The following is a 20,760-nucleotide window of genomic DNA, read 5'->3' as shown; positions in this document are numbered from 1 at the left end:
AGATGCATTCATCGATGGGGATGCCGTGAGCCTCGGCCGCGGCAATTATGTTTAGGAGCTGAACCGCCTGATGCAAAGCGTGCCCGGTGCGCCGCGTGCCTTCGCGGCCCACAAACATGACAGGCACTTTGCGAACCCTTCAGTGGGATGGGCAAACTTCCCCCCGGAAAAAGTCGCCGGCGTTATCGCCGGTGGCTCGATCAAGCAATTGCCGGTGTTGAAACCCAACACCGATGACATTTGGCGCGCGGTGCCTTCGGGCACGGCGCGCCTTACCGCATTCATTAGCGTAAGCGCGCGGCATCTGCGTACGCCGATGAATAGCCCGCTTCGTAGCGCGCGCCCTGAGAAGCGTCCGCGGGAAGCGGGTTTTGACGAAGGGTGTAGTTTGAACTGACTCTCATCTGAAAACCTGAAGGAGAAAATGATGGCAACTGCAAAGAAAGCCGCCGCTAAGAAGCCTGCAGCAAAGAAGGTCGCAGCAAAGAAGGCAGCTCCGGCGAAGAAGGCAGCACCGGCAAAGAAAGTAGCAGCGAAGAAGGCAGCGCCGGCCAAGAAGGTCGCGGCAAAGAAAGCAGCACCGGCTAAGAAGGTAGCAGCGAAGAAAGCTGCACCGGCTAAGAAGGTTGCAGCCAAGAAAGCCGCACCGGCCAAGAAGGTAGCAGCGAAGAAGGCAGCGCCGGCGAAGAAGGCCGCAGCGAAGAAGGCAGCACCGGCCAAGAAGGCTGCTGCGAAGAAGGCTGCACCGGCTAAGAAGGCCGCAGCCAAGAAGGCCGCGCCTGCGAAGAAGGCTGCTGCGAAGAAAGCCGCGCCTGCTAAAAAGGCTGCGGCCAAGAAGGCTGCGCCTGCGAAAAAGGCTGCTGCTAAAAAGGCTGCGCCTGCCAAGAAGGCTGCTCCTGCGAAGAAGGCCGCTGCTCCTGCGAAGAAGGCTGCGCCTGCGAAGAAGGCTGTCGCCAAGAAGGCTGCGCCTGCACCCGCTGCGACTTCTGTTTCGAGCGCACCGGCGGCGACGGTGAAGACCGCGCTGAACCCGGCAGCGGCATGGCCGTTCCCGACGGGCAGCCGTCCGTAAGCAGGTCAGTAAGCAGCAGAAGTGCTTCGACGCATCGCTCGATGCGTCCAATGATCGAGTGGCGCTTAACGTAGCTTCGCGAGCGCTACTCGGTCAGGGTCCCGTTGCCGGTTTTCGGCGACGGGATTTTTTTCGTCCGCGCAAAACGTGAGCGTCGACGCGCGGATGCAGTCACGCACGCACGAGCTGCGCGCAGGCGAAAAAAAACGCATGCACAGGGGAGGGCATGCGTGTGAGGTCGACGCGGCCGCGTCATGCCTGGCCGTTCGAGAGGGGAACCTTAGTGCGTGACGCGCGTAACGCCGCCGCTGGAAAGAAGCCGAACACGGTCGCCGGCGCGGAAGATCTCGCCGGTTGAGCTTTGCGTAATTGCGCGGATGTCGCCGTTGTCGAGCCGCACGGTAACCTCCAGACCGTCGCGCACGGCCACGCTGTTCTCGACCGTGTTGCCGGCCACCGCACCCGCCAGACCGCCAATAATTCCGGTGATGATCGAGCCGGTGCCGCCGCCGATCCTGCTGCCCGCCACTGCACCGAGAGCGCCGCCGCCGATTGCGCCAATGCCGCTCGGCTGACCGTTGTTCGAACTGATCTTGACTGCGCGCACACTGTCGACCGTGCCCATGCGGACCGTTTCTTCGCGCTGTGCCTGCGACGCCGTGTAAACGTCGGCAGAGCTGCTGTTGTATGCGCACCCCGACATGCCCAGCGAACCGGCGATCAAGGTGGCCACTATCAGGCGACTCGTTATTCTCATTCCCTAACTCCAATAGCTTCGGTATTACGGCAGGTCGTACCCGAACGCCTGCTTGAACCGTTCGTTGATCTGCGCCCGGGTGGGCGCATAGTTTTGCGGACCCTGATGCTCGATCTTCAGCGCGCCCATCAGGCTCGCGAGACGGCCGGTGGTCGCCCAGCCGAGCTTGTTCTCGATGCCGTACAGCAAGCCGCCGCGAAACGCGTCGCCGCATCCTGTCGGGTCGAGCACCTGCTGTGCCTTGACGGCCGGAATCTCTTCGACCCCGCCCGCGTGATGAATCTGCGCACCGTGTTCGCCGAGCGTGACGATGAGCGCTTCCACCTTGCCGGCGATCTCTTCGAGCGACCAGCCTGTCTTGTTGCTCACGAGTTTGGCTTCGTAATCGTTGACAGCTACGTAAGTCGCAAGTTCAATCATGCGCCGCAGTGCAGCACCCTCGAAGAGCGGCAAACCTTGACCTGGATCGAAGATGAACGGCACGCCCGCCGCTGCCAGGTGTTCCGAATGCTGGACCATGCCGTCGTAGCCGTCGGGCGCGACGATGCCGAGTGTGATGCCTCTCGCTTCGTCCGCGCGGTTCAGGTGCGACTGCATCATCGCGCCCGGATGGAACGCGGTGATCTGATTGTTCTCCAGATCGGTGGTGATCATGGCCTGCGCCGAATAGGTGCCCGGCACGACCAGCACATTTTCCGTCGACAGCCCGAGTTGAGCGAACCGGTCCATGTACAGCTGAGCGTCGACCGCGCCGAGCGTGCCCATGATGCGCGCGTCGCCGCCAAGCAGGTTCAGCGAATACGCGATGTTGCCCGCGCAGCCGCCGAACTCGCGGCGCATCGTCGGCACGAGAAAACTCACGTTCAGGATGTGGACCTGCTCCGGCAGGATGTGCTCCCGGAAGCGGCCTTCGAAGGTCATGATGTTGTCGTAGGCGAGCGAGCCGCAAATCAGCGTAGCCAAGGCGAGCGTCCTGTAAAAAAGAATGAAGAAATAGGTAGTGACGATGTGACAGCGCCGCGCGTGAAGCGCGGCGCCGGAGTCTTCGTGCGCTGAGGTTTTACTTCAGCGCGGCAAGTGCTGCGTCGTAGTTCGGTTCGTTCTTGATTTCGTCGACCAGTTCCGCATGAACCACCTTGTCGTTCTCGTCGATCACGACAACCGCGCGCGCCGTGAGACCCGCGAGCGGACCGCTCGTCACGTCGACGCCGTACGCCTGCGCAAATTCATGGCCGCGGAAGGTCGAGGCCGTCACGACGTTCTCGATGCCTTCCGTCGTGCAAAAGCGCGACGCGGCGAACGGCAGGTCGCCCGACACGACGATCACAGCCGTGTTGCTCAGCTTCGCAGCGGCTTCGTTGAACTTGCGGGTCGAGGTGGCGCACGTCGGCGTGTCGAGGCTCGGGACAATGTTCAACACCTTGCGCTTGCCGGCGAAATCGGCGAGCGACAGCGGCTTCAGATCCTTGCCGACCAGCGAGAAAGCGGGAGCGCTCTGGCCCACCGACGGGAAGGTGCCGGCTACATCGATCGGGTTACCACCCAGCGTGACTTGACTCATGTTGTTGTGCTCCGAAAGTTCGTCTGTGATGACGGTGAACGCGCCCGCTCGACGCGAGGCGCGCAGGGATGCGTTACGGATAGAAGATCTGTACGCGGAAATTGGAGGCGACCGCGTTGCCGGTATCGAGGTGCACGATCATGGTTTGCGTCATGTGCGGCGGCAGACCCGCTGCGATCGGCGTACCTGGAGCAACGTAGTCTTGCGGAAACAGCACGCGGCGCAACGCCACGTTGTTCTGATCGTCCAGAAGTGTGAGTTCGATCGCCGGATAGGCTAGCGCGACGTTGAAGCGGTTGCGCAGCGGCATTCGCAGTTCGAGCTTGTGCGGCCCGTCGATTTGCCGCAAATCAGACGGCTCCACCTGCAAGCCGTCGATATCGTGCGGCGCCGTGAGCTGACAGCCGAGGTGCGCGCACACCTTCGCGTACAGCGTCTGGGTGCCCGGCAGATAGACGAGTACGGTTTCGCGCTGCCACCACGCGAGTTGCGCAAGCAATGCGATGACGAGCAAGACCGCCGCCACCGATCCGCCGACGATCCATGCAAGGCGCCGCGGTTCGGCGGCACGCGGTTCTCGCACTACCGGAAACGGGTCCATGTCGTCGCCGATCGGCGGCTGCACCGAGAACGGCTCACCGCTCGGCGTGGCAGCCGCGCGAGTCGGCCCGCGCAGATCGGGATCGGCCGGATCGCCCGGATCGGCGGAATATGGATGCGGGTGAGTTGCGCCGAGGCCGGCCGCGCCTACGCCGGTCGTTCCGAAATGCGGTTCGTTGTCCGAGAATCCATGGAACGAAGCCGACTCGTTGAGCACCGGTTCGTCGATCGGAAAGTCGGAGGGGCGTTCTGTCTTGTGCCACACGTGCGGCGCTTCTTCGGCGGGCGGCTCGGCTTCATAGGCGAAGGGTTCGAGCGGCGCGTCCGCGAGCAGCGGCTCGTGGTCGGCCGGAGTCGCCGCGCTGGGTGCGCTGGGTGCGCCGGGAGGCGACGTGGGCTCCGTCGCGGCATGGCCGGGTGCGCTAGAGGTGCTTGCGCCGGTGTAGCCGGGCTGAGCCGAGACGCTCTGTGCGTTGTGGCGGAAGCGTTCCTCGAAGAGCGGCGTGGGCCGCGGCGCCCAGGGATCCCACGCGGCGGGGCTGAAGTCTGCGCCGCTCGGGCGCACGCCGGACAGTGCCTCTATAGCCGCGGCTGCGGAGACCTGTCTGGCGGTGGAGAAGTCGCCGCCCTCGCTTATGTCGAAGAGGCTGCTGGATGCGTCGAACACTTCGTGGCATTGCCCGCAACGCACGAGGCCGCGGCGCAGCGCCAACTGCGTCGGTTGCAGGCGGAAGACGGTTTCACAGAAGGGACAGCGCGTCGCCAGAAGCATATTGAGCCGGTTAGCCGAGTGGCCGTTGGTTGGACAATACGCCTTATTCTAATGGCTTTCGCGGCGTGTTCCCGTTAGACATACCCAGCCTTCGTGTTCGCGCCATACGCCGATGTCGATCCATCGCGCGTACACCTGCGCGACTTCGTCAGCCTGGCGCGCCAGAATGCCCGACAGTGCGATGCGGCCGCCCGGCTTGACCTTCGACGAGAGCATCGAGGCCATCAGCTTGAGTGGATTGGACAGGATATTGGCAACGACGAGCTCGAATTCGCCGGTGGGGCATTCGTTGGGTAGACCGTAGGTGACTTCGGCGCGGTTGCGCTCGCTATTGTGACGCGCCGACTCGACCGCTTGCGGATCGATGTCGATGCCGTACACAGGATCGGCGCCGCATTTTTTTGCGAGAATCGCGAGAATGCCGGAGCCGCAACCGTAGTCGAGCACGGATTGCCCAGGCCTCACCGATTGCTCGAGCCACTCCATGCACAGACGCGTGGTGGGATGGCTGCCGGTGCCGAAGGCGAGGCCCGGATCCAGTTCGAGCACCAGCGCATTGGGGTCTGGCGCGTCGTGCCACGAAGGCACGACCCAGATGCGCTCGCCGATCGGAATCGGATCGAACTGCGATTGCGTGAGCCGCACCCAGTCCTGTTCTTCGACTTCACGCACGGTGAACGACGGCGTCACAGCGAGGCCGACCTCGTTCGCCGCGGCGGCGAGCAGCACCGCCGGTTCGTGTTCCGCTGCGAGCAGCGCGATCACGCGTGAACGCTGCCAAGCCGTGCGGTCGGGCGTGAGACCGGGCTCGCCGAAAAGCGGCTGCTCGTCGGGCGTATCGGCGTCCGCATCTTCGACCGATACGGACAGCGCGCCCAACTCGAGCAGCGCGTCGGAAAACTCCTCCGCGTGCTCGCGTGCCAATTCGGCGACCAGTTCCCGGTAACTCATGACTTACGCTTCTTCCGGCGCGGCCTGCAGTTTCGCGGCCAACCGGTTTTCGAGGTAGTGAATGCTCGTGCCGCCTTCGACGAACTTTGCGTCCAGCATCAGCTCGCGATGCAACGGGATGTTCGTCTGGATTCCTTCAACGACCATTTCCGACAGAGCGATGCGCATCCGCTTGATTGCCTGCTCGCGCGTAGCGCCGTAAGCGATCAGCTTACCGATCATCGAATCATAGTTCGGCGGCACGAAATAGCCATTGTAGGCATGCGAATCGACGCGGATGCCAGGACCGCCCGGCATGTGCCACGACGTGAGGCGTCCCGGCGACGGAATGAACTTGAACGGATCTTCAGCATTGATCCGGCATTCGATCGCATGGCCCTTGAACACGATGTCGCGCTGACGGAACGCGAGCTTTTCGCCGGCCGCAATGCGGATCTGTTCCTGCACGATGTCGACGCCCGTGATCAGTTCGGTCACCGGGTGCTCGACCTGCACGCGCGTGTTCATTTCAATGAAGTAGAACTCACCGTTTTCGTACAGGAACTCGAACGTACCGGCGCCAAGATAGCCCATCTTCTTGCACGCATCCGCGCAACGGTCGCCAATGCGGTCGATCAGACGGCGCGCAATGCCGGGCGCCGGCGCTTCCTCGATCACTTTCTGGTGACGGCGCTGCATCGAGCAATCGCGCTCGCCGAGCCAGACCGCGTTCTTGAACGAATCGGACAGCACCTGAATTTCGATGTGCCGCGGGTTCTCCAGGAATTTCTCCATGTAGACCTGCGGGTTGCCGAACGCACGGCCGGCTTCTTCGCGCGTCATGTTGACCGCGTTGACGAGCGCCGCTTCGGTGTGGACGACGCGCATGCCGCGGCCACCGCCGCCGCCGGCGGCCTTGATGATGACCGGATAGCCGACTTGCCGCGCAATTTTCACGATCTCTTTCGGATCTTCCGGCAATGCGCCTTCAGAACCCGGCACGCAAGGCACGCCGGTCTTGATCATGGTCTGCTTGGCAGTCACCTTGTCGCCCATCATCCGGATGGTTTCCGGACGCGGACCGATGAAGGTGAAGCCGGATTGCTCGACACGTTCGGCGAAGTCGGCGTTTTCCGAGAGGAAGCCGTAACCGGGGTGGATCGCCTCGGCGTCCGTCACTTCCGCGGCGCTGATCAGCGCCGGCATATTCAGGTAGCTCAGATTGGAAGGCGCCGGGCCGATGCAGACGGCTTCGTCGGCAAGCTTGACGTACTTGGCTTCCTTGTCGGCTTCGGAATAGACGACGACCGTCTTGACGCCCAGTTCGCGGCAGGCGCGCTGGATGCGAAGCGCGATCTCGCCACGATTGGCAATGAGGATTTTTTCAAACATAGCGGGTTTTTCGACTCATCAATGGGCGCCGGGTTGCTGAGAACACCGGCTGCCTCAGAGGATCGGGCGCGCGCCGTGTGCGACGGGCGCGCGGGCGGCATGCGCACAGCGAGGCGCAATGCGCGCCGCGTTAGCCGACCACGAACAGCGGTTGGCCGTATTCGACCGCCTGGCCGTTTTCGACGAGAATTTCTTTCACGACGCCGGACTTGTCCGACTCGATTTCGTTGAGCAGCTTCATCGCTTCGATGATGCAGATCGTCTGCCCTTCCTTGACCGTGTCACCGACCTGAACGAACGGATCGGCGCCCGGCGAAGGCGCGCGGTAGAACGTGCCGACCATCGGCGAGGTCACGACATGGCCTTGCGGCGCGGCGGCTGGCGGCGTGGCCGGCGCACCTGCTGCCGTCACGGCGGGCACTTCGCCGCCTGCCATCGGGGCCGGCTGCGAGTACTGCGGCGCGTACGAAGCGGAGGGTTGCACGTAAACCGGCGGCGCATTCTTGACGATGCGAACCTTGCCCTCGCCCTCGGTCACTTCGAGTTCCGAGATGCCGGACTCCGACACGAGGTCGATCAGAGTTTTCAGTTTGCGTAGATCCATCAGGAAGCCCCTTTTCAATGCGTGGAGTGCCGGCGCGCGCGCGGCCGGCGCAAATTAGACGTGTTTGGAATTTCAGCCTCGCGACGAACCGGCGGCCAGCCGGTCGAGCGCGAATTCGAGCGCGTACAGATAACCCTTCCAGCCGAGGCCGCAGATCACGCCCTCAGCCTGGTCGGAAAAATACGAGTGATGCCGGAACGGTTCACGACGATGCACGTTCGAGAGATGAATCTCGACGAACGGAATGCCGACGCCCGCGAGAGCGTCCCGGATAGCGACACTCGTGTGCGTGTACGCGGCCGGATTGATCAGGATGAAATCGGTTTTTTCTGTCCGGGCGGATTGGATGCGATCAACCAGAGCGCCTTCATGGTTGCTCTGGAACGACGCGAGTTCTACGCCGGCGTCGGCGGCGCGGTCGGCTAGCGCCTGGTCAATCTGCGGCAGGGTCACTCGGCCATAAACCTCGGGTTCCCGCGTGCCGAGAAGGTTGAGGTTGGGGCCGTGCAGTACCAGCAGTCGCGTCATGGTCGCTTCTTTTTCCGTGGAATTGGGCGCACTTTAGCGCTGATTAGAGAAACTTGTCTAGTTTCCTGCACGGACGAGGCGTTCGAGAGCGCTTTGTGGCTAGGCGCCGGTCGCTCAATTTCTCGCAATTGCGTCCGATTTGCGTCCAATTTTGCGCCTTTCGTCGCAAAACCACCGTCAAAAGATTGCGAAATTTACAGCGCGTCGAGGGTTTGTTTCAGGGCGATGGGATCGATCTGTCCTAATTTTGTCGAGCGGATATTGCCTTTGGCGTCAATCACCACGGTGAACGGCAGGCCGCCCGCCGTATTCCCAAATGAGCGCGCGAGGTCAGCGCCGCCGAAGCCCGTCACGTAGATGGGGTAGGCGACCTTCACTTTTTGCAGGAAGGCCTGCACGTTTTTCTCCGAATCGACGCCAAGTCCTACGAACTGGATGCCTTTCTTCGCGTAGTCGCGTTGCAGCTGCGACAGCGCCGGCATTTCCTCGACACACGGCCCGCACCATGAAGCCCAAAAATTGACGACAATTGGGCGTCCTTTCAGCACAGATAGGGAGCCCGGCTTGCCATCTGCGGTAGTGACCGGCGCCGCCCAAAGTTGGGCAACAGCGCTTTCCTTCGATGCCGAACCGGCGGCGTGGGCGGTCGCAGTCAAACCGTCGTCGCCATTCAGCCAGTGGTTGGCGAGCACGCCGCTTCCGGCCGCGACGCCGGCGACGAGCGCCCCCAGCAGAATCCTTCTGGTGTTCATCATGCGTGTCTAGTTGGTTGAGGGCGCTACGCCGCTTGCGGCGAGCAGCGACTGGACGGTCTGGAGGTTCGCGCGCGCCGTGCGCCCCCGGGCGTCGGCTTTGACCGCGCCGCGCAGGTCGTCCGCCTCGTACAGTGCGACGTGAACGCCCACCGGGTCCGAGTCGCGCCCTTCGCTCGCCGGCCGCCACAGGAAGCTCAGCGTCTCCACGTAACCGCGGCCCGCGAAGTGGCGCGTTTCCGAGACGTCGTATTGGATGTTCGCGTTGAGGAAGTCGATGGCGACTTCCTTCGGGTTGTCGCAGAACACCTGAAGATGAATATCCGAATGCTCGCCGGCCGTGCCGCCGAGCACTGCGCCCGTCAGATACGGGTTAAAAGGTGCGAGCCGTTCCATCCATTCGACGGCGATGCCGCGCAGGCGCCGCAAAAGCGCCGGCTGGCTGTCGCCCTGGAAGAGCGACTGATACTCGCGGATTTCTTCTTCGATCTGATCGTTATCAGGCAGCCATTCGCCGGCAACCCGGCTTTCCCCAATGACTTGCCGGGCCGCTTTGCGCTTGGCCGTCGCATAGTCGAGACCGTCTTCGGCGATCAGGCGCGCAGCCGCAATGGCGATTTCCTCGCGCACGCGCTGCGGATCAAAATGTGATTTTCGAACCATCCGTCAATCATACTAGAGATTCATGACAGCCCTTTCCGGCGGCTCGGGCCGGCTGCCGGCCGCAGAGGAAGCGGGCGAGTGCGCTTAGGCGTTCGGGAGGCGTCGGTTACAATGGCGTCCTTTGCGGACGGCTCTTTTGGCCGTTCGCCGCTCTTTCATCCCTCTCAGGAAAACGCCGGGCCGCCCCACAAGTTTTCTTGCCCCTTCGGGGGCCTGGCACGAAGCGCCAGGTAAGGGTCTTTCCAGGAAAAAACGCCCGCGCGGCACGACAGGCTTATGCATATCCACATCCTCGGTATCTGCGGCACGTTCATGGGCGGTCTCGCGGTCCTCGCGCGCGGCGCGGGCCACACGGTGACGGGCTGCGACGCCGGCGTCTATCCGCCAATGAGCACGCAGCTCGAGGCGCAGGGCATCGGGCTGATCGAGGGCTACGACGCGGACCAGTTGAATGGTCTGAACGCGGATCTGTTCGTGATCGGCAACGTGGTTTCGCGCGGTAACCCGCTGATGGAAGCGATTCTCGACCGTGGCCTGCCGTATGTGTCCGGCCCGCAGTGGCTCGGCGAACACGTGCTGAACGGCAAATGGGTGCTCGCAGTGGCCGGCACGCACGGCAAGACGACCACCAGTTCCATGCTTACATGGCTGCTCGAAGATGCGGGTCTCAATCCGGGTTTTCTGATCGGCGGTGTGCCGCTGAATTTCGGCGTGTCCGCGCGGCTCACCGATTCCAGCTTCTTCGTGATCGAAGCGGACGAGTACGACACGGCCTTCTTCGACAAGCGTTCCAAGTTCGTTCATTACCGGCCCAAGACCGCGGTTCTGAACAACCTTGAATTCGATCACGCGGACATCTTCCCCGATCTGGCGGCTATCGAGACGCAGTTCCATCATCTGATCCGCACGGTGCCGCGCATTGGCCGTGTCGTGACGAACGGCCGCGAAGACCCGCTCGAACGCGTGCTGACGCGCGGCTGCTGGAGCGAAGTCGAGCGCTTTGGTGTGCAAGGTGGCTGGGAAACCCTGCCCGCCGAAGACGGCGTGCCCGTCGACGAACGCTTTGCGGTGTATCACAACGCCGAGCGCGTCGGCGTGGTCGAGTGGCAGGTGCAGGGTGAGCACAACCGCATGAACGCGCTCGCCGCGATTGCCGCTGCGCGCCATGTCGGCGTGCCGCCGGCGCAGGCCGCAAAGTCGCTGTCGAGCTTTCGCAACGTGAAGCGGCGCATGGAAGTGCGCGGCAGCGTAGACGGCGTGACGGTGTACGACGACTTCGCTCATCACCCGACCGCGATCGACACCACGGTGGCGGGCCTGCGGGCGCGTGTCGGCCGCGACAATACCCGGATTCTCGCCGTGCTGGAGCCGCGCTCGAACACGATGAAGCTCGGCGTGATGAAGGCGCAACTTCCGGCAAGCCTCGCAGACGCCGATCTCGTGTTCGGCTACGGCGCACCGAGCGGCCGTGACGCGCTAGGCTGGAACCTTGGCGAAGCGCTGGCGCCGCTCGGCGGCAAGGCGCAAGCCTTCGACAATCTCGACGCGCTCGTCAAAGCCGTAGTTCACGCGGCGCGCCCGGGCGATCAGATCCTGGTGATGAGCAACGGCGGCTTCGGCGGCGTGCATCAGAAGTTGCTCGACGCCCTGTCCGCGAGAGGCGCTTCGTGATTCTTTATCTGCACGGTTTTCGTTCTTCGCCAAATTCGTTCAAGGCGCGCGTGCTCGCGACGCGGCTCGTGGAGCTCGGCCGCAGCGACGAATGGTGCTGCCCGATGCTGCCCGTCTCGCCGTTCGAGACGGTCGCGCTCGCCGAGGCGCTCGTGGCCGCGGCCGGCACGAAGCGCGTGACGGTGATAGGCAGTTCGCTTGGCGGCTACTTCGCCACTTATCTGGCGGAAAAGCACGGCTGGCCGGCTGTGCTGTTAAATCCGGCGGTCGTGCCGCAGCGCGACCTGAGCGCATATCTCGGCGAGCAGCCGTTGTGGCACGGCGGCGGCAGCATCGTCGTCGAACCGCATCATCTTGACGAACTGCGCGCGCTAAGTGTGACGTCCACCACGCGCCCCGAACGTTATTATTTGCTGGCGGCGACGGGCGACGAAGTGCTCGACTACCGTGAAATGCTCGCGCACTATCCCGGCGCGCGCACTACGCTGATCGAAGGAAGCGACCACGCGATCAGCGAGTTCGCCGACTATGTCGACGATGTACTGGCGTTTTGCGATGCAGAAGACGTCGAGCCCCCGGCGCCACGCGAGGCTGCTTGACGGGCGGTCGGGCGTGGGAGGCGGGGCTTGAAACTGGGCCCTGAGGGCGGCTTGTGAGCGGGCTTGGAAAGCGCGCCGGGAAACCGGGAGAAGCGGGCTTCCAACCCGCCTTGGACCGGGAAGAACCGGGAAGGACCGGACCGGACCTGAAAGCCGGCCACGAAATGGCACCGCCTGGGCAGCAAGAGCGCAGCCGACTATCTGATTCATGCCGCTAGCGCGCGTCTCGCGCGCAGCGGATCCATTATCACGAACACGTTGCCGTGCCGTGCACGCCGGCGGATGCAAGTCAGACGAGAGTATTGAGTGAACGTTTTCTTCGAGGAATCGGGCAGTTTCAAGGCAGGCAGCGTGCTGTCGCGCCAGGGCGATGCGTTTCAGGTCGAGTTGCCGGGCGGCCGGCGCGCGAAGGTGCGCGCGAAGGACGTGCTGATCGAATTCGAAAAGCCGGGCGCGGCCGAACTGATGCAGCAGGCCGACGCCGTTGCGCAGGAGATCGACCTGGACTTCCTGTGGGAATGCGCGCCCGACGACGAGTTTCCGTTCGCCACCCTCGGCGCGGAATATTTCGGCGAGCGCTTCGGCCCGGTCGAGCGCGCGGCGCTGGTGCTGCGCATGCATGGTGCGCCGGTGTATTTCCGCCGTAAGGGCCGCGGCATGTATCAACGCGCGCCGCAGGAGCAGCTGAAAATGGCGCTCGCGGGCCTGGAGCGCAAGCGTCAGCAGGCGCTCGTGCAGCAAGGCTACGAAGAGGAACTGAAGGCCGGCCGCTTGCCTGAAGCGTTCACCGGCAAGACGGCACTCGCGCTGCTCACCAAGCCCGACAAGAACACGATCGAATACAAGGCGCTCGAAGCCGCCGCGGCTGCGCGAGGCATTTCGCAAGCGCGTCTCATGCTCGAATGCGGCGCCATTCCGTCGGCGCGCGCTTTGCACGAGGCCAGGTTCCTCTCGGAATTTTTCCCGCACGGCACCGGCTTTCCGCCTGTCACGCCCGGCAGCGTGCCCGAGGATCTGCCCGAAGCCAACGTGCAAGCGTTCTCCATCGACGACATTACGACCACTGAGATCGACGACGCGTTTTCCGTCGAATATCTTGCGGACGGCCGCGTGCGGATCGGCGTGCACATCGCGGCGCCGGCGCTCGGCATTCAACGTGGCGACGAGGTTGACGCCATCGCGCGCACGCGTTTGTCGACCGTCTACATGCCGGGCGACAAGATCACGATGCTGCCCGATAGCGTCGTCGACGCGTTCACGCTCGCCGAAGGCGGCTTGCGTCCGGCGCTTTCACTGTATGTGATCGTCAATCGAGAGACGCAGGAGATCGTCGCGAGCGAAACGCGCGCGGAGCGCGTGTTCGTGAAGAACAATCTGCGGCACAACACACTCGACGAACTGGTCACCGAAGAGGCGCTCGCCGCGGGGACGGGCGACTATCCGCACAAGGAAGATATCGCCGTTTTGTGGCCGTTCGCGCAGGCGCTGTTCGAAAAGCGTCAGGCTGCGCGCGCGGGTTACGGTCTGCGCCGCGAGGTGCAACGCAATACCGACTTCAACTTTTACGTCGAGGGCGAGCACATCACGATCACGCCGCGCCGGCGCGGTTCGCCTCTCGACACGATCGTCGCCGAACTGGCGATCCTGGCCAATTCGTCATGGGGCGCGTTTCTGCACGACCACGGCGTGCCGGGCATCTATCGCACGCAGCGGGCGTTCGGCGCACCCACCGGCCCGAAGCGCACGCGCATGCAGACGAACGCCGCGCCGCACGAAGGGCTCGGTGTCACGCAATATGCGTGGAGCACATCGCCGCTGCGCCGTTACGTCGACCTGGTGAATCAGTGGCAGTTGCTGGCCTGCGTACAGCACGGCGTGACAGCGAAACTGGCCGCCCCGTTCAAGCCTAAAGATGCCGATCTATTCGCCGTCGTGCAAGGTTTCGACGACACGTACAGCGCGTACGCCGATCATCAGCGTCGCATGGAATATTTCTGGTGTCTGCGCTGGCTGAAGCAGGAGAACCGCAAGCAGGTGGTGGCGTCCGTCGTGAAGGGCGATCTCGTGCGGCTGGAAGAGATTCCGTTGTTGCTGCACGTGCCGGGGCTCGGCGTGCATGCGCGCGGCACGCGTCTTCAGATGGAGGTGATGTCGATCGACGAACTGACCGTCGAGGCGTCCGTGCGTCTTCTGCATGTGCTCGACGCGCCGACCGTCACGAGCGGCGCCGAAGCTGACGAGGCCGATGAGGCAGACGAAGCGGAAGAGGGCGAAGAGGAAATCGTCGAAGCGTCCGATGAAAGCGCCGAAAGCGAAGCCGAGGCGCAAGCGGAAGCCGATGTCGACGGCGCGGCAGGCGGCGCAACCTCGACGGACAGCGCGGATAACGACAATGGCGCAAGCGATGCCGCCGCTGAGCAGCGCATCACGGAACCGGGGCGATGAGCGGAGCGGAAATGAAAGACCGTTATGCGGTGATCGGAAATCCGGTCGGCCATAGCAAATCGCCGTTTATTCACAGCCGCTTTGCTGCGCAAACGGGCGAGCCGGTCGAGTACGGCGCGTTGCTCGCGCCGGTGGACGCTTTCGTGCCGCACGTGCGCGCCTTTGTCGAAGCGGGCGGGCGCGGGCTGAACGTGACCGTGCCGTTCAAGCTCGACGCGCACGCATTCGCCGACAGCCTGTCGCCGCGCGCGGCTGCTGCTGGCGCGGTGAATACCTTGCGCGTCGATCCCAATGGCGTCTATGGCGACAATACCGACGGCTTCGGGCTCGTGCGCGACATCGAGGTGAATCTCGGCGTGTCGTTGAACGGGGCGCGAATTCTGTTGCTCGGCGCGGGCGGCGCCGCGCGCGGCGTGGTGCTGCCCATGCTGGAGCGCGCGCCGCATACGCTCACCATCGTCAACCGGACGGCCGCGAAGGCCGAGGCGCTGGTCGATCAGTTTGCGCAAGCCGCGAGCGGCGTTGCATGCCGTCTGAGCGGCGGCAACGCGCGAGCGATAGAGCAGGGCGCATACGACGTGATCGTGAATGCAACCGCAGGCAGTCTGGAGGCGTCATTGCCGGAGTGCGACGACGGCGCGTTCGGCAGCGGCACGCTTGCTTACGACATGATGTACGGCGCGCATCCGACGGTGTTCATGGAGCACGCGCAGAAGCTCGGAGCACGCGGCGCCGACGGCCTCGGCATGCTGGTCGAGCAGGCGGCTGAATCCTTTTACGTGTGGCGCGGAGTGCGGCCCGACGGCGCGCCTGTGCTGGCCGAATTGCGCGCGTTGCTGACGGCGCCGTCGCACGCTTGAACCGGCGTTCATCAGACGCCCCGCGAACCCGAGGACCGACACCACGATGACAGCCACGCGACGCACGAGCCGGCCAGGTCCGGCGCGATGGATCGTTTATCTTGTCGCCGTGCTCGTCTTTGCGTGGCTCACGACGCAGGTCTTTTACTTTGCGCAGATTGCAGTGTGGAACTATGTCAATCCGCGCTCGACGGCTTACATGCGATCCGACGCGTGGCGCTTGTCGAAGGAGAAACCCGGCCTTTCGATGCAGCACACGTGGGTGCCGTACGACCAGATTTCGCGCAACCTGAAGCGGGCGATCATTGCGTCGGAAGATGCGAACTTCGTCAACAACAACGGCTACGAAACCGACGCGATCCTGCAGGCGTGGGAGCGCAACAAGGCGAAGGGCAAAATCGTTCGCGGGGGCTCGACGATCACGCAGCAACTTGCGCGCAATCTCTTCCTGTCGCGTGAAAAGAGTTATATCCGCAAGGGGCAGGAGCTGATCATCACGTGGATGCTGGAGACCTTGATGGACAAGGAGCGCATCTTCGAGATCTATCTGAACTCAGTTGAGTGGGCCAATGGCGTTTATGGCGCCGAGGCGGCGGCGCGTTACTACTACAAGACGCCGGCGAGCGGGCTGACCGCTGCGCAATCGGCGCGGCTCGCGGTCATGCTGCAGCAGCCGAAGTATTACGACGAGCATCGTGGGTCGGCGTATCTCGCGCAGAGGTCGCGGGTGATTGCCCGGAGGATGGGGGCGGCTGAATTGCCCGAGTAGGTTGGTTTGTCTTCGGTTTGTTTGTCTTTGGTTTTTTGACCCCCTTGGCCTTTCCTTGAATTCGCGGTGGTCTATAAGCGTTGCCCCTGTGCGGGGCGGCACTTACTTTCTTTGCATGCCGCAAAGAAAGTAAGCAAAGAAAGCGGCTTCACACCGCTAGCTCATAAGTGGGTCCCCTGGCTTGGAAGGGGCAGTGGTGCATCTGGAATCTGCGCTCCCGCACACTCCACGTTCGTGACAAGGCAGTCATTCTTCCGGCGACGCTTCGCGCGCCGTGGCGGTCGTTCTTTAAACCGCTCGCCGTTCGCTCTTCCTTTCCGCGTTCCTGATCTATCGGTCTGTCTTATGTTTCCGTATGACGCTGCCTGCGCTCGGCGAGGGCGCGGCATGTCTCGAACTTTTGCCTTGCATCATATGAGCCACAGACGAATGGCTTCGTCTTCCGGTGGTGCTGACGTGCTTCGTAGGTGCGCGGCGTTATCGCGGTACCGTGGGTCCCCCGCCATTCGCCGTCTCAGTGCAAAGCGCGATCTAAGCGAGGCGGAGCTGCGCCCAAATTCCAGCGCCAACTATCACGACAAACACAAAGCAGCATCGCCGAGGCGAAGCCGACGGCCCCCGCCGCGCGAATCGCGAGCCGCGTTGGAAGCAGACCTTTCCGGCGAGCACGAAGTGCGAGGCGGCAGGTATGACTGCCTTGTCACCGGCGCGGAGTGTGCGGGAGCACAGATTCCAGATGCACCACTGCCCCTTCCAAGCCAGGGGACCGACTTATGCGCTAGCGGTGTGAGCCGCTTTCTTTGCTTACTTTCTTTGCGGCCGCAAAGAAAGTGAGTGCCGCCCCGCACAGGGGCAACGCCAATAGACCACCGTGAAATCAAGGAAAGGCCAAAGGTCCCCATGCCCAAACCAAAGCCCAAACCAAAGCCCAAACCAAAGCCCAAACCAAAGCCCACGGCAACCCAAATCCCATTATCTGACCACACAAATCACATATTGGAGCTTTCTCAAAAACCCCCCTACAATCCACTCCAACAGCAGAACCCCAAAAAAACTGCGACAGCGAAAAGAACCGGAGACAAGCCAGACCATGCCTACGACAGCCCTCAGGCAGCACCCCCGCGCCCCCGACGCCGCGTACCTCCAAGGCCCGCTCTCCGGCCCCGCGCTGTAAGCGCAGAAACCACCGAAAAGCGAATCGCCATGAACAAAGCGATGCCGAATCACCCCGAAAGCGCAGCCGAAGCCGAACTGGCGCCACGTGCCGACCATGATGCGTCTAGCGCCACGCCGCGCACAGCGCCCGCCGCCAAAGCGCCGCGCGCCACGCCTCAGCCTGCCGTGGTCAATGGAATCGCGTTGCCCAGCACGCTGCTCGACATCACGCCGCAACAAGCCGGCACGCAGACACTTCTGCGCGGTCTCGCGATTCTCGAAGCGGCCGCCGCCGGCGTGCGCGATCTGCGCACCTTCGGCGCCGCGCTCGGCACGACGCGCAGCACCACGCATCGGCTGGTGAGCAGCCTCGTGCAGGCGCGCTACCTGCGCCAGGTGCAAGGCGGTTATCTGCTCGGCCCCAAGCTGATCGAACTGGGCACCATCGCGCTCGAACAGATGCCGCTCACCGCGGTCGCTCGTCCGCATCTCGAATCGCTCGCGGAACAGACGCTCGACACGATTCACCTCGGCGTGCGCGATGGCGACGACGTCCTCTACATCGACAAGATTCCCGGCACGCGCGGACTCGAAATGCGCTCACGCGTCGGTCACCGGATGCCGCTTGCGTCGACCGGTATCGGCAAGGCCATGATGCTCGACCTCACGCCGGAGCTCTGGCAGTCGCTTTTCGACGCATCGCGGCGCGCGCTCGCCAGCGTCAGCTTCAAGCCGGACAACCGTCCGGACGCGCAGACCTTCATGCAGCGCATGACGAACTACGCCGCCGGCGGTTACACGTTCGACCTCGAGGAAAACGAAGCGTCGATTCGCTGCGTCGCGGCCCCGGTGCGCGATGCGTCGGGCGCGATTGTCGCGGCGCTGTCGGTGGCGAGCACGATTCCGTATATGTCGCTCGAACGCATGGACGAACTGATCCCGGTCGTGCAGCGCGAAGCGCGCGCGATTTCCGAAGAACTCGGCTGGCGTGCCCCGCAACCCACAACCCGCAGGATCAAGCGATGAAACACGCGGGTTCTCCCACACCGTCGGACGCGAAAGTCGCGGTCGGCGCCGCCAAAGCCAGTGCGCAAGCGAACGCCGAGGCCAACAGCCAGGCGGTGCTGATCGCGCTCGACTGGGGCACCACGTCGCTGCGCGCGTATCTGTACGACGCGTCCGGCAAGGTGCTGGCGACGCGGGCATCGACGGCCGGCATCATGAACCTGCCGCGCAGCGCCGAGCAGGGCGGCTTCGACGCCGCGTTCGAGGACGCCTGCGGCGCGTGGCTCGACGCCGCGCCCGGCACACCCGTCATCGCTGCGGGTATGGTGGGCAGCGCGCAAGGCTGGCTAGAAGCGCCCTATGTCGATGCGCCCGCGAATGCGGATGCGCTCGCAGCGGGCATCGTCCGCGTGACGGCGGCTTGCGGCGCGACGCTGCATATCATCCCCGGCGTGCTGCAACGCGGTGAGCTGCCCAACGTGATGCGCGGCGAAGAAACGCAGATCTTCGGCGCACTAAGCGAGGATTCCAGCGACGCGGACAGCAGCAAGCGCGCGCTGATCGGCCTTCCCGGCACGCACGCGAAGTGGGCGGTGGTGCAGGCCGGACGTATCGAACGTTTTCATACGTTCATGACCGGCGAAGTATTCGGCGCATTGCGCGAACACACGATTCTCGGCCGCACGATGGTCACGCCCGACCGTCCGGATTCCGAGGCGTTTCTGCGCGGCGTGAACATCGCGCGCGACAAGGGACAGGCAGGTGTGCTCGCGACGGTCTTCAGTTCGCGCACGCTCGGTCTCACGGGACAGCTTTCGCGCGAGCAGCAGCCGGACTATCTATCGGGTCTGCTGATCGGACATGAACTGGCAGGCCTCGAAACCGTGCTGAAGCAGCAGCAAAGCTCGCTCGCGGGACAGAGCCTGCGCCTGATCGGCAACGAAGCGTTGTGCGAGCGCTATCGGGTCGCGCTCGCACAGTTCGGCTGCACGCAGGCCGAGCTCGTCAAGCATGCGACCGAGCGCGGCTTGTGGCGCGTCGCTTCGCAGGCAGGGCTCGTCAACCCGGCCGCCCACGCGGCGCAGGCCGGTTAGCCGCGCGTGCCGCCATCCACGAAACAAGGAACCGACATGCAACCTCACATCAATCTGCCCGCTCCGTACATGCCGCACGCGGGTTTGATCGCGGCGTTCGAGGCATGTCCGCTGATCGCGATCATGCGCGGCGTGACGCCCGCCGATGCGGCCGAGCACGGCCAGGCGCTGTACGAAGCCGGCTTTCGCATTGTCGAAGTGCCGCTGAATTCGCCGCAGCCGTTCGACAGCATTGCGGCAATCCGCAAGGCGCTGCCCGCCGATGCGATCGTCGGTGCGGGCACGGTGTTGCATCCGAATTTCGTCAAGGACGTGAAGTCGGCCGGCGGTGAACTGATCGTGATGCCGCACAGCGATCCGGACGTGGTCGTCGCCGCCAAAGCGCAAGGCATGGCCTGCGCGCCCGGCGTCGCGACGCCGACCGAAGCGTTCATCGCGCTGAAAAACGGCGCCGACGTTTTGAAGATGTTCCCGGCCGAACAACTCGGCTGCCAGGTGGTGAAGGCTTGGCGCGCGGTGATCGCGGCGCAGGTGCCGCTCGTGCCGGTCGGCGGCATCGCACCTGACAATATGGGACCGTTTCTGAGCGCCGGCGCGAACGGCTTCGGTCTCGGCTCCGCGCTTTATAAGCCGGGCCAGAGCGCGGCGGTGACCGCTTCGCACGCGAAGGCCTTTATCAACGGATTGCGGGTTGCGCGCGCGGGTGTAAAGAAATGACACGGTTGGCTGGCAAAGTCGCATTAGTCACCGGCGGGGGGCGCGGCATCGGCGCGGCGATCGCCCTTGCGTTTGCGCGCGAAGGCGCAGCGGTTGCGCTCGCCGAACTCGACATCGATACGGCGCGGCAGACGGCGCAGCAGATCAGCTCGGAGACCGGTGCGCGCGTGTTGGCGGTGCATACCGACGTCACACAATCGGCTTCGGTCCAGCACGCGGTGAGCGAAGCGGAAAAAGCGCTCGGATCGCTCGACGTGCTGGTGAACAACGCGGGCATCAACGTGTTTTGCGACCCGCTGACCATGACCGACGACGACTGGCGCCGCTGCTTCGCGGTTGATCTCGACGGCGTCTGGAACGGCTGCCGCGCGGTGCTGCCGGGGATGGTCGAACGCGGCGCGGGCAGCATCCTGAACATCGCATCGACGCATGCGTTCAAGATCATTCCGGGCTGCTTTCCGTACCCGGTCGCGAAGCACGGCGTGATTGGCCTCACCCGCGCGCTCGGCATCGAGTACGCGCCGCGCAACGTGCGCGTCAACGCAATCGCGCCGGGCTACATCGAAACTCAGTTGACGCATGACTGGTGGAACGAACAGCCGGACCCCGCCGCCGCACGGCAGGCGACGATCGATTTGCAGCCGATGAAACGCATCGGCCGCCCGGAAGAAGTGGCGATGACGGCGGTGTTTCTCGCATCGGATGAAGCGCCGTTTATCAACGCCACGTGTATCACCGTCGACGGCGGCCGCTCCGTGCTCTATCACGACTGAGCCGGCGACCGGGGCAGCAACCGGCCAGAAAAGCAGAAAAG

21 protein-coding genes are annotated in these 20,760 nt (G+C 63.8%); 11 read left to right on the top strand and 10 right to left on the bottom strand.

Going from position 1 to position 20,760, the window contains the following annotated elements:
* Window positions 1-70 precede the first annotated feature (70 nt).
* Both RW095_RS32780 and RW095_RS32775 read left to right on the top strand, forming a co-directional pair.
* A complete protein-coding gene (locus tag RW095_RS32780) occupies window positions 71-397 on the top strand; it encodes a hypothetical protein (RefSeq protein ID WP_020071258.1) in 327 nt (108 codons plus the stop codon).
* 30 nt (window positions 398-427) lie between these two features.
* Window positions 428-1,072, top strand: a complete 645-nt coding sequence (locus RW095_RS32775) for a histone H1-like DNA-binding protein (RefSeq protein ID WP_020071259.1) — start codon at window positions 428-430, stop codon at window positions 1,070-1,072.
* Between the two features lie 280 nt (window positions 1,073-1,352).
* Here the strand turns inward: RW095_RS32775 and RW095_RS32770 are convergent, their stop codons facing one another.
* The 10 genes from RW095_RS32770 to RW095_RS32725 form a co-directional block, all read right to left on the bottom strand.
* A complete protein-coding gene (locus RW095_RS32770) occupies window positions 1,353-1,829 on the bottom strand; it encodes an outer membrane lipoprotein (RefSeq protein ID WP_317020074.1) in 477 nt (158 codons plus the stop codon).
* Between the two features lie 24 nt (window positions 1,830-1,853).
* A complete protein-coding gene (locus RW095_RS32765; RefSeq protein WP_317020073.1) occupies window positions 1,854-2,792 on the bottom strand; it encodes a carbohydrate kinase family protein in 939 nt (312 codons plus the stop codon).
* Window positions 2,793-2,889: 97 nt separating this feature from the next.
* On the bottom strand, window positions 2,890-3,390 hold the full coding sequence (tpx, locus tag RW095_RS32760; protein ID WP_317020072.1) for a thiol peroxidase: 501 nt from the start codon (window positions 3,388-3,390) through the stop codon (window positions 2,890-2,892).
* A 73-nt stretch (window positions 3,391-3,463) separates the two neighbouring features.
* Window positions 3,464-4,762: a DUF3426 domain-containing protein gene (locus tag RW095_RS32755; protein WP_317020071.1), complete on the bottom strand. Its 1,299-nt coding sequence runs from the start codon at window positions 4,760-4,762 to the stop codon at window positions 3,464-3,466.
* A gap of 48 nt (window positions 4,763-4,810) precedes the next feature.
* Window positions 4,811-5,713, bottom strand: coding sequence for a 50S ribosomal protein L11 methyltransferase (gene prmA, locus RW095_RS32750; protein WP_317020070.1), 903 nt, complete (start codon window positions 5,711-5,713; stop codon window positions 4,811-4,813).
* A 3-nt stretch (window positions 5,714-5,716) separates the two neighbouring features.
* Window positions 5,717-7,084, bottom strand: coding sequence for an acetyl-CoA carboxylase biotin carboxylase subunit (accC, locus tag RW095_RS32745; protein WP_020071265.1), 1,368 nt, complete (start codon window positions 7,082-7,084; stop codon window positions 5,717-5,719).
* A 130-nt stretch (window positions 7,085-7,214) separates the two neighbouring features.
* Window positions 7,215-7,688: an acetyl-CoA carboxylase biotin carboxyl carrier protein gene (accB, locus tag RW095_RS32740; protein ID WP_317020069.1), complete on the bottom strand. Its 474-nt coding sequence runs from the start codon at window positions 7,686-7,688 to the stop codon at window positions 7,215-7,217.
* Between the two features lie 72 nt (window positions 7,689-7,760).
* Complete coding sequence (gene aroQ / locus RW095_RS32735) at window positions 7,761-8,216, bottom strand: type II 3-dehydroquinate dehydratase (RefSeq protein ID WP_006051861.1); 456 nt, start codon at window positions 8,214-8,216, stop codon at window positions 7,761-7,763.
* 194 nt (window positions 8,217-8,410) lie between these two features.
* The gene (locus tag RW095_RS32730) at window positions 8,411-8,968 is read right to left on the bottom strand and encodes a TlpA family protein disulfide reductase (protein ID WP_128592565.1); all 558 of its coding nucleotides are present in this window, start codon (window positions 8,966-8,968) and stop codon (window positions 8,411-8,413) included.
* Between the two features lie 9 nt (window positions 8,969-8,977).
* Window positions 8,978-9,631, bottom strand: coding sequence for a UDP-N-acetylmuramate--alanine ligase (locus tag RW095_RS32725; protein WP_317020068.1), 654 nt, complete (start codon window positions 9,629-9,631; stop codon window positions 8,978-8,980).
* 276 nt (window positions 9,632-9,907) lie between these two features.
* On the opposite strand from RW095_RS32725, the gene mpl reads away from it, so the two are divergent.
* From mpl to RW095_RS32680, 9 genes are all read left to right on the top strand, one after another.
* On the top strand, window positions 9,908-11,302 hold the full coding sequence (gene mpl / locus RW095_RS32720) for a UDP-N-acetylmuramate:L-alanyl-gamma-D-glutamyl-meso-diaminopimelate ligase (protein ID WP_317020067.1): 1,395 nt from the start codon (window positions 9,908-9,910) through the stop codon (window positions 11,300-11,302).
* Window positions 11,299-11,901 carry a YqiA/YcfP family alpha/beta fold hydrolase gene (locus RW095_RS32715; protein WP_317020066.1) on the top strand — a complete coding sequence of 201 codons (603 nt, stop codon included), beginning with the start codon at window positions 11,299-11,301 and terminating at the stop codon, window positions 11,899-11,901. The genes mpl and RW095_RS32715 overlap by 4 nt, the downstream gene beginning before the upstream one ends.
* Before the next feature lie 306 nt (window positions 11,902-12,207).
* Entirely contained in the window at window positions 12,208-14,346 is a 2,139-nt protein-coding gene (locus tag RW095_RS32710; protein WP_317020065.1) for a ribonuclease catalytic domain-containing protein, read from the top strand.
* Complete coding sequence (aroE, locus tag RW095_RS32705) at window positions 14,343-15,206, top strand: shikimate dehydrogenase (protein ID WP_317020064.1); 864 nt, start codon at window positions 14,343-14,345, stop codon at window positions 15,204-15,206. Before RW095_RS32710 ends, aroE begins: the two co-directional genes overlap by 4 nt.
* 46 nt (window positions 15,207-15,252) lie before the next feature.
* Window positions 15,253-15,975, top strand: a complete 723-nt coding sequence (mtgA, locus tag RW095_RS32700) for a monofunctional biosynthetic peptidoglycan transglycosylase (RefSeq protein ID WP_317020063.1) — start codon at window positions 15,253-15,255, stop codon at window positions 15,973-15,975.
* 1,203 nt (window positions 15,976-17,178) lie between these two features.
* On the top strand, window positions 17,179-18,156 hold the full coding sequence (locus RW095_RS32695; RefSeq protein ID WP_317020062.1) for an IclR family transcriptional regulator: 978 nt from the start codon (window positions 17,179-17,181) through the stop codon (window positions 18,154-18,156).
* On the top strand, window positions 18,153-19,229 hold the full coding sequence (locus tag RW095_RS32690) for a 2-dehydro-3-deoxygalactonokinase (protein ID WP_317020061.1): 1,077 nt from the start codon (window positions 18,153-18,155) through the stop codon (window positions 19,227-19,229). Before RW095_RS32695 ends, RW095_RS32690 begins: the two co-directional genes overlap by 4 nt.
* Window positions 19,230-19,265: 36 nt before the next feature.
* On the top strand, window positions 19,266-19,946 hold the full coding sequence (locus RW095_RS32685; RefSeq protein WP_317020060.1) for a 2-dehydro-3-deoxy-6-phosphogalactonate aldolase: 681 nt from the start codon (window positions 19,266-19,268) through the stop codon (window positions 19,944-19,946).
* A complete protein-coding gene (locus RW095_RS32680) occupies window positions 19,943-20,719 on the top strand; it encodes an SDR family oxidoreductase (protein ID WP_317020059.1) in 777 nt (258 codons plus the stop codon). Before RW095_RS32685 ends, RW095_RS32680 begins: the two co-directional genes overlap by 4 nt.
* Window positions 20,720-20,760 lie beyond the last annotated feature (41 nt).

It is taken from the genome of Paraburkholderia kirstenboschensis, assembly GCF_032806925.1.
Lineage (GTDB): Bacteria > Pseudomonadota > Gammaproteobacteria > Burkholderiales > Burkholderiaceae > Paraburkholderia > Paraburkholderia kirstenboschensis.
Note: the sequence above shows the minus strand (reverse complement) of the source record. Positions and strands in the feature narration are given on the sequence as shown.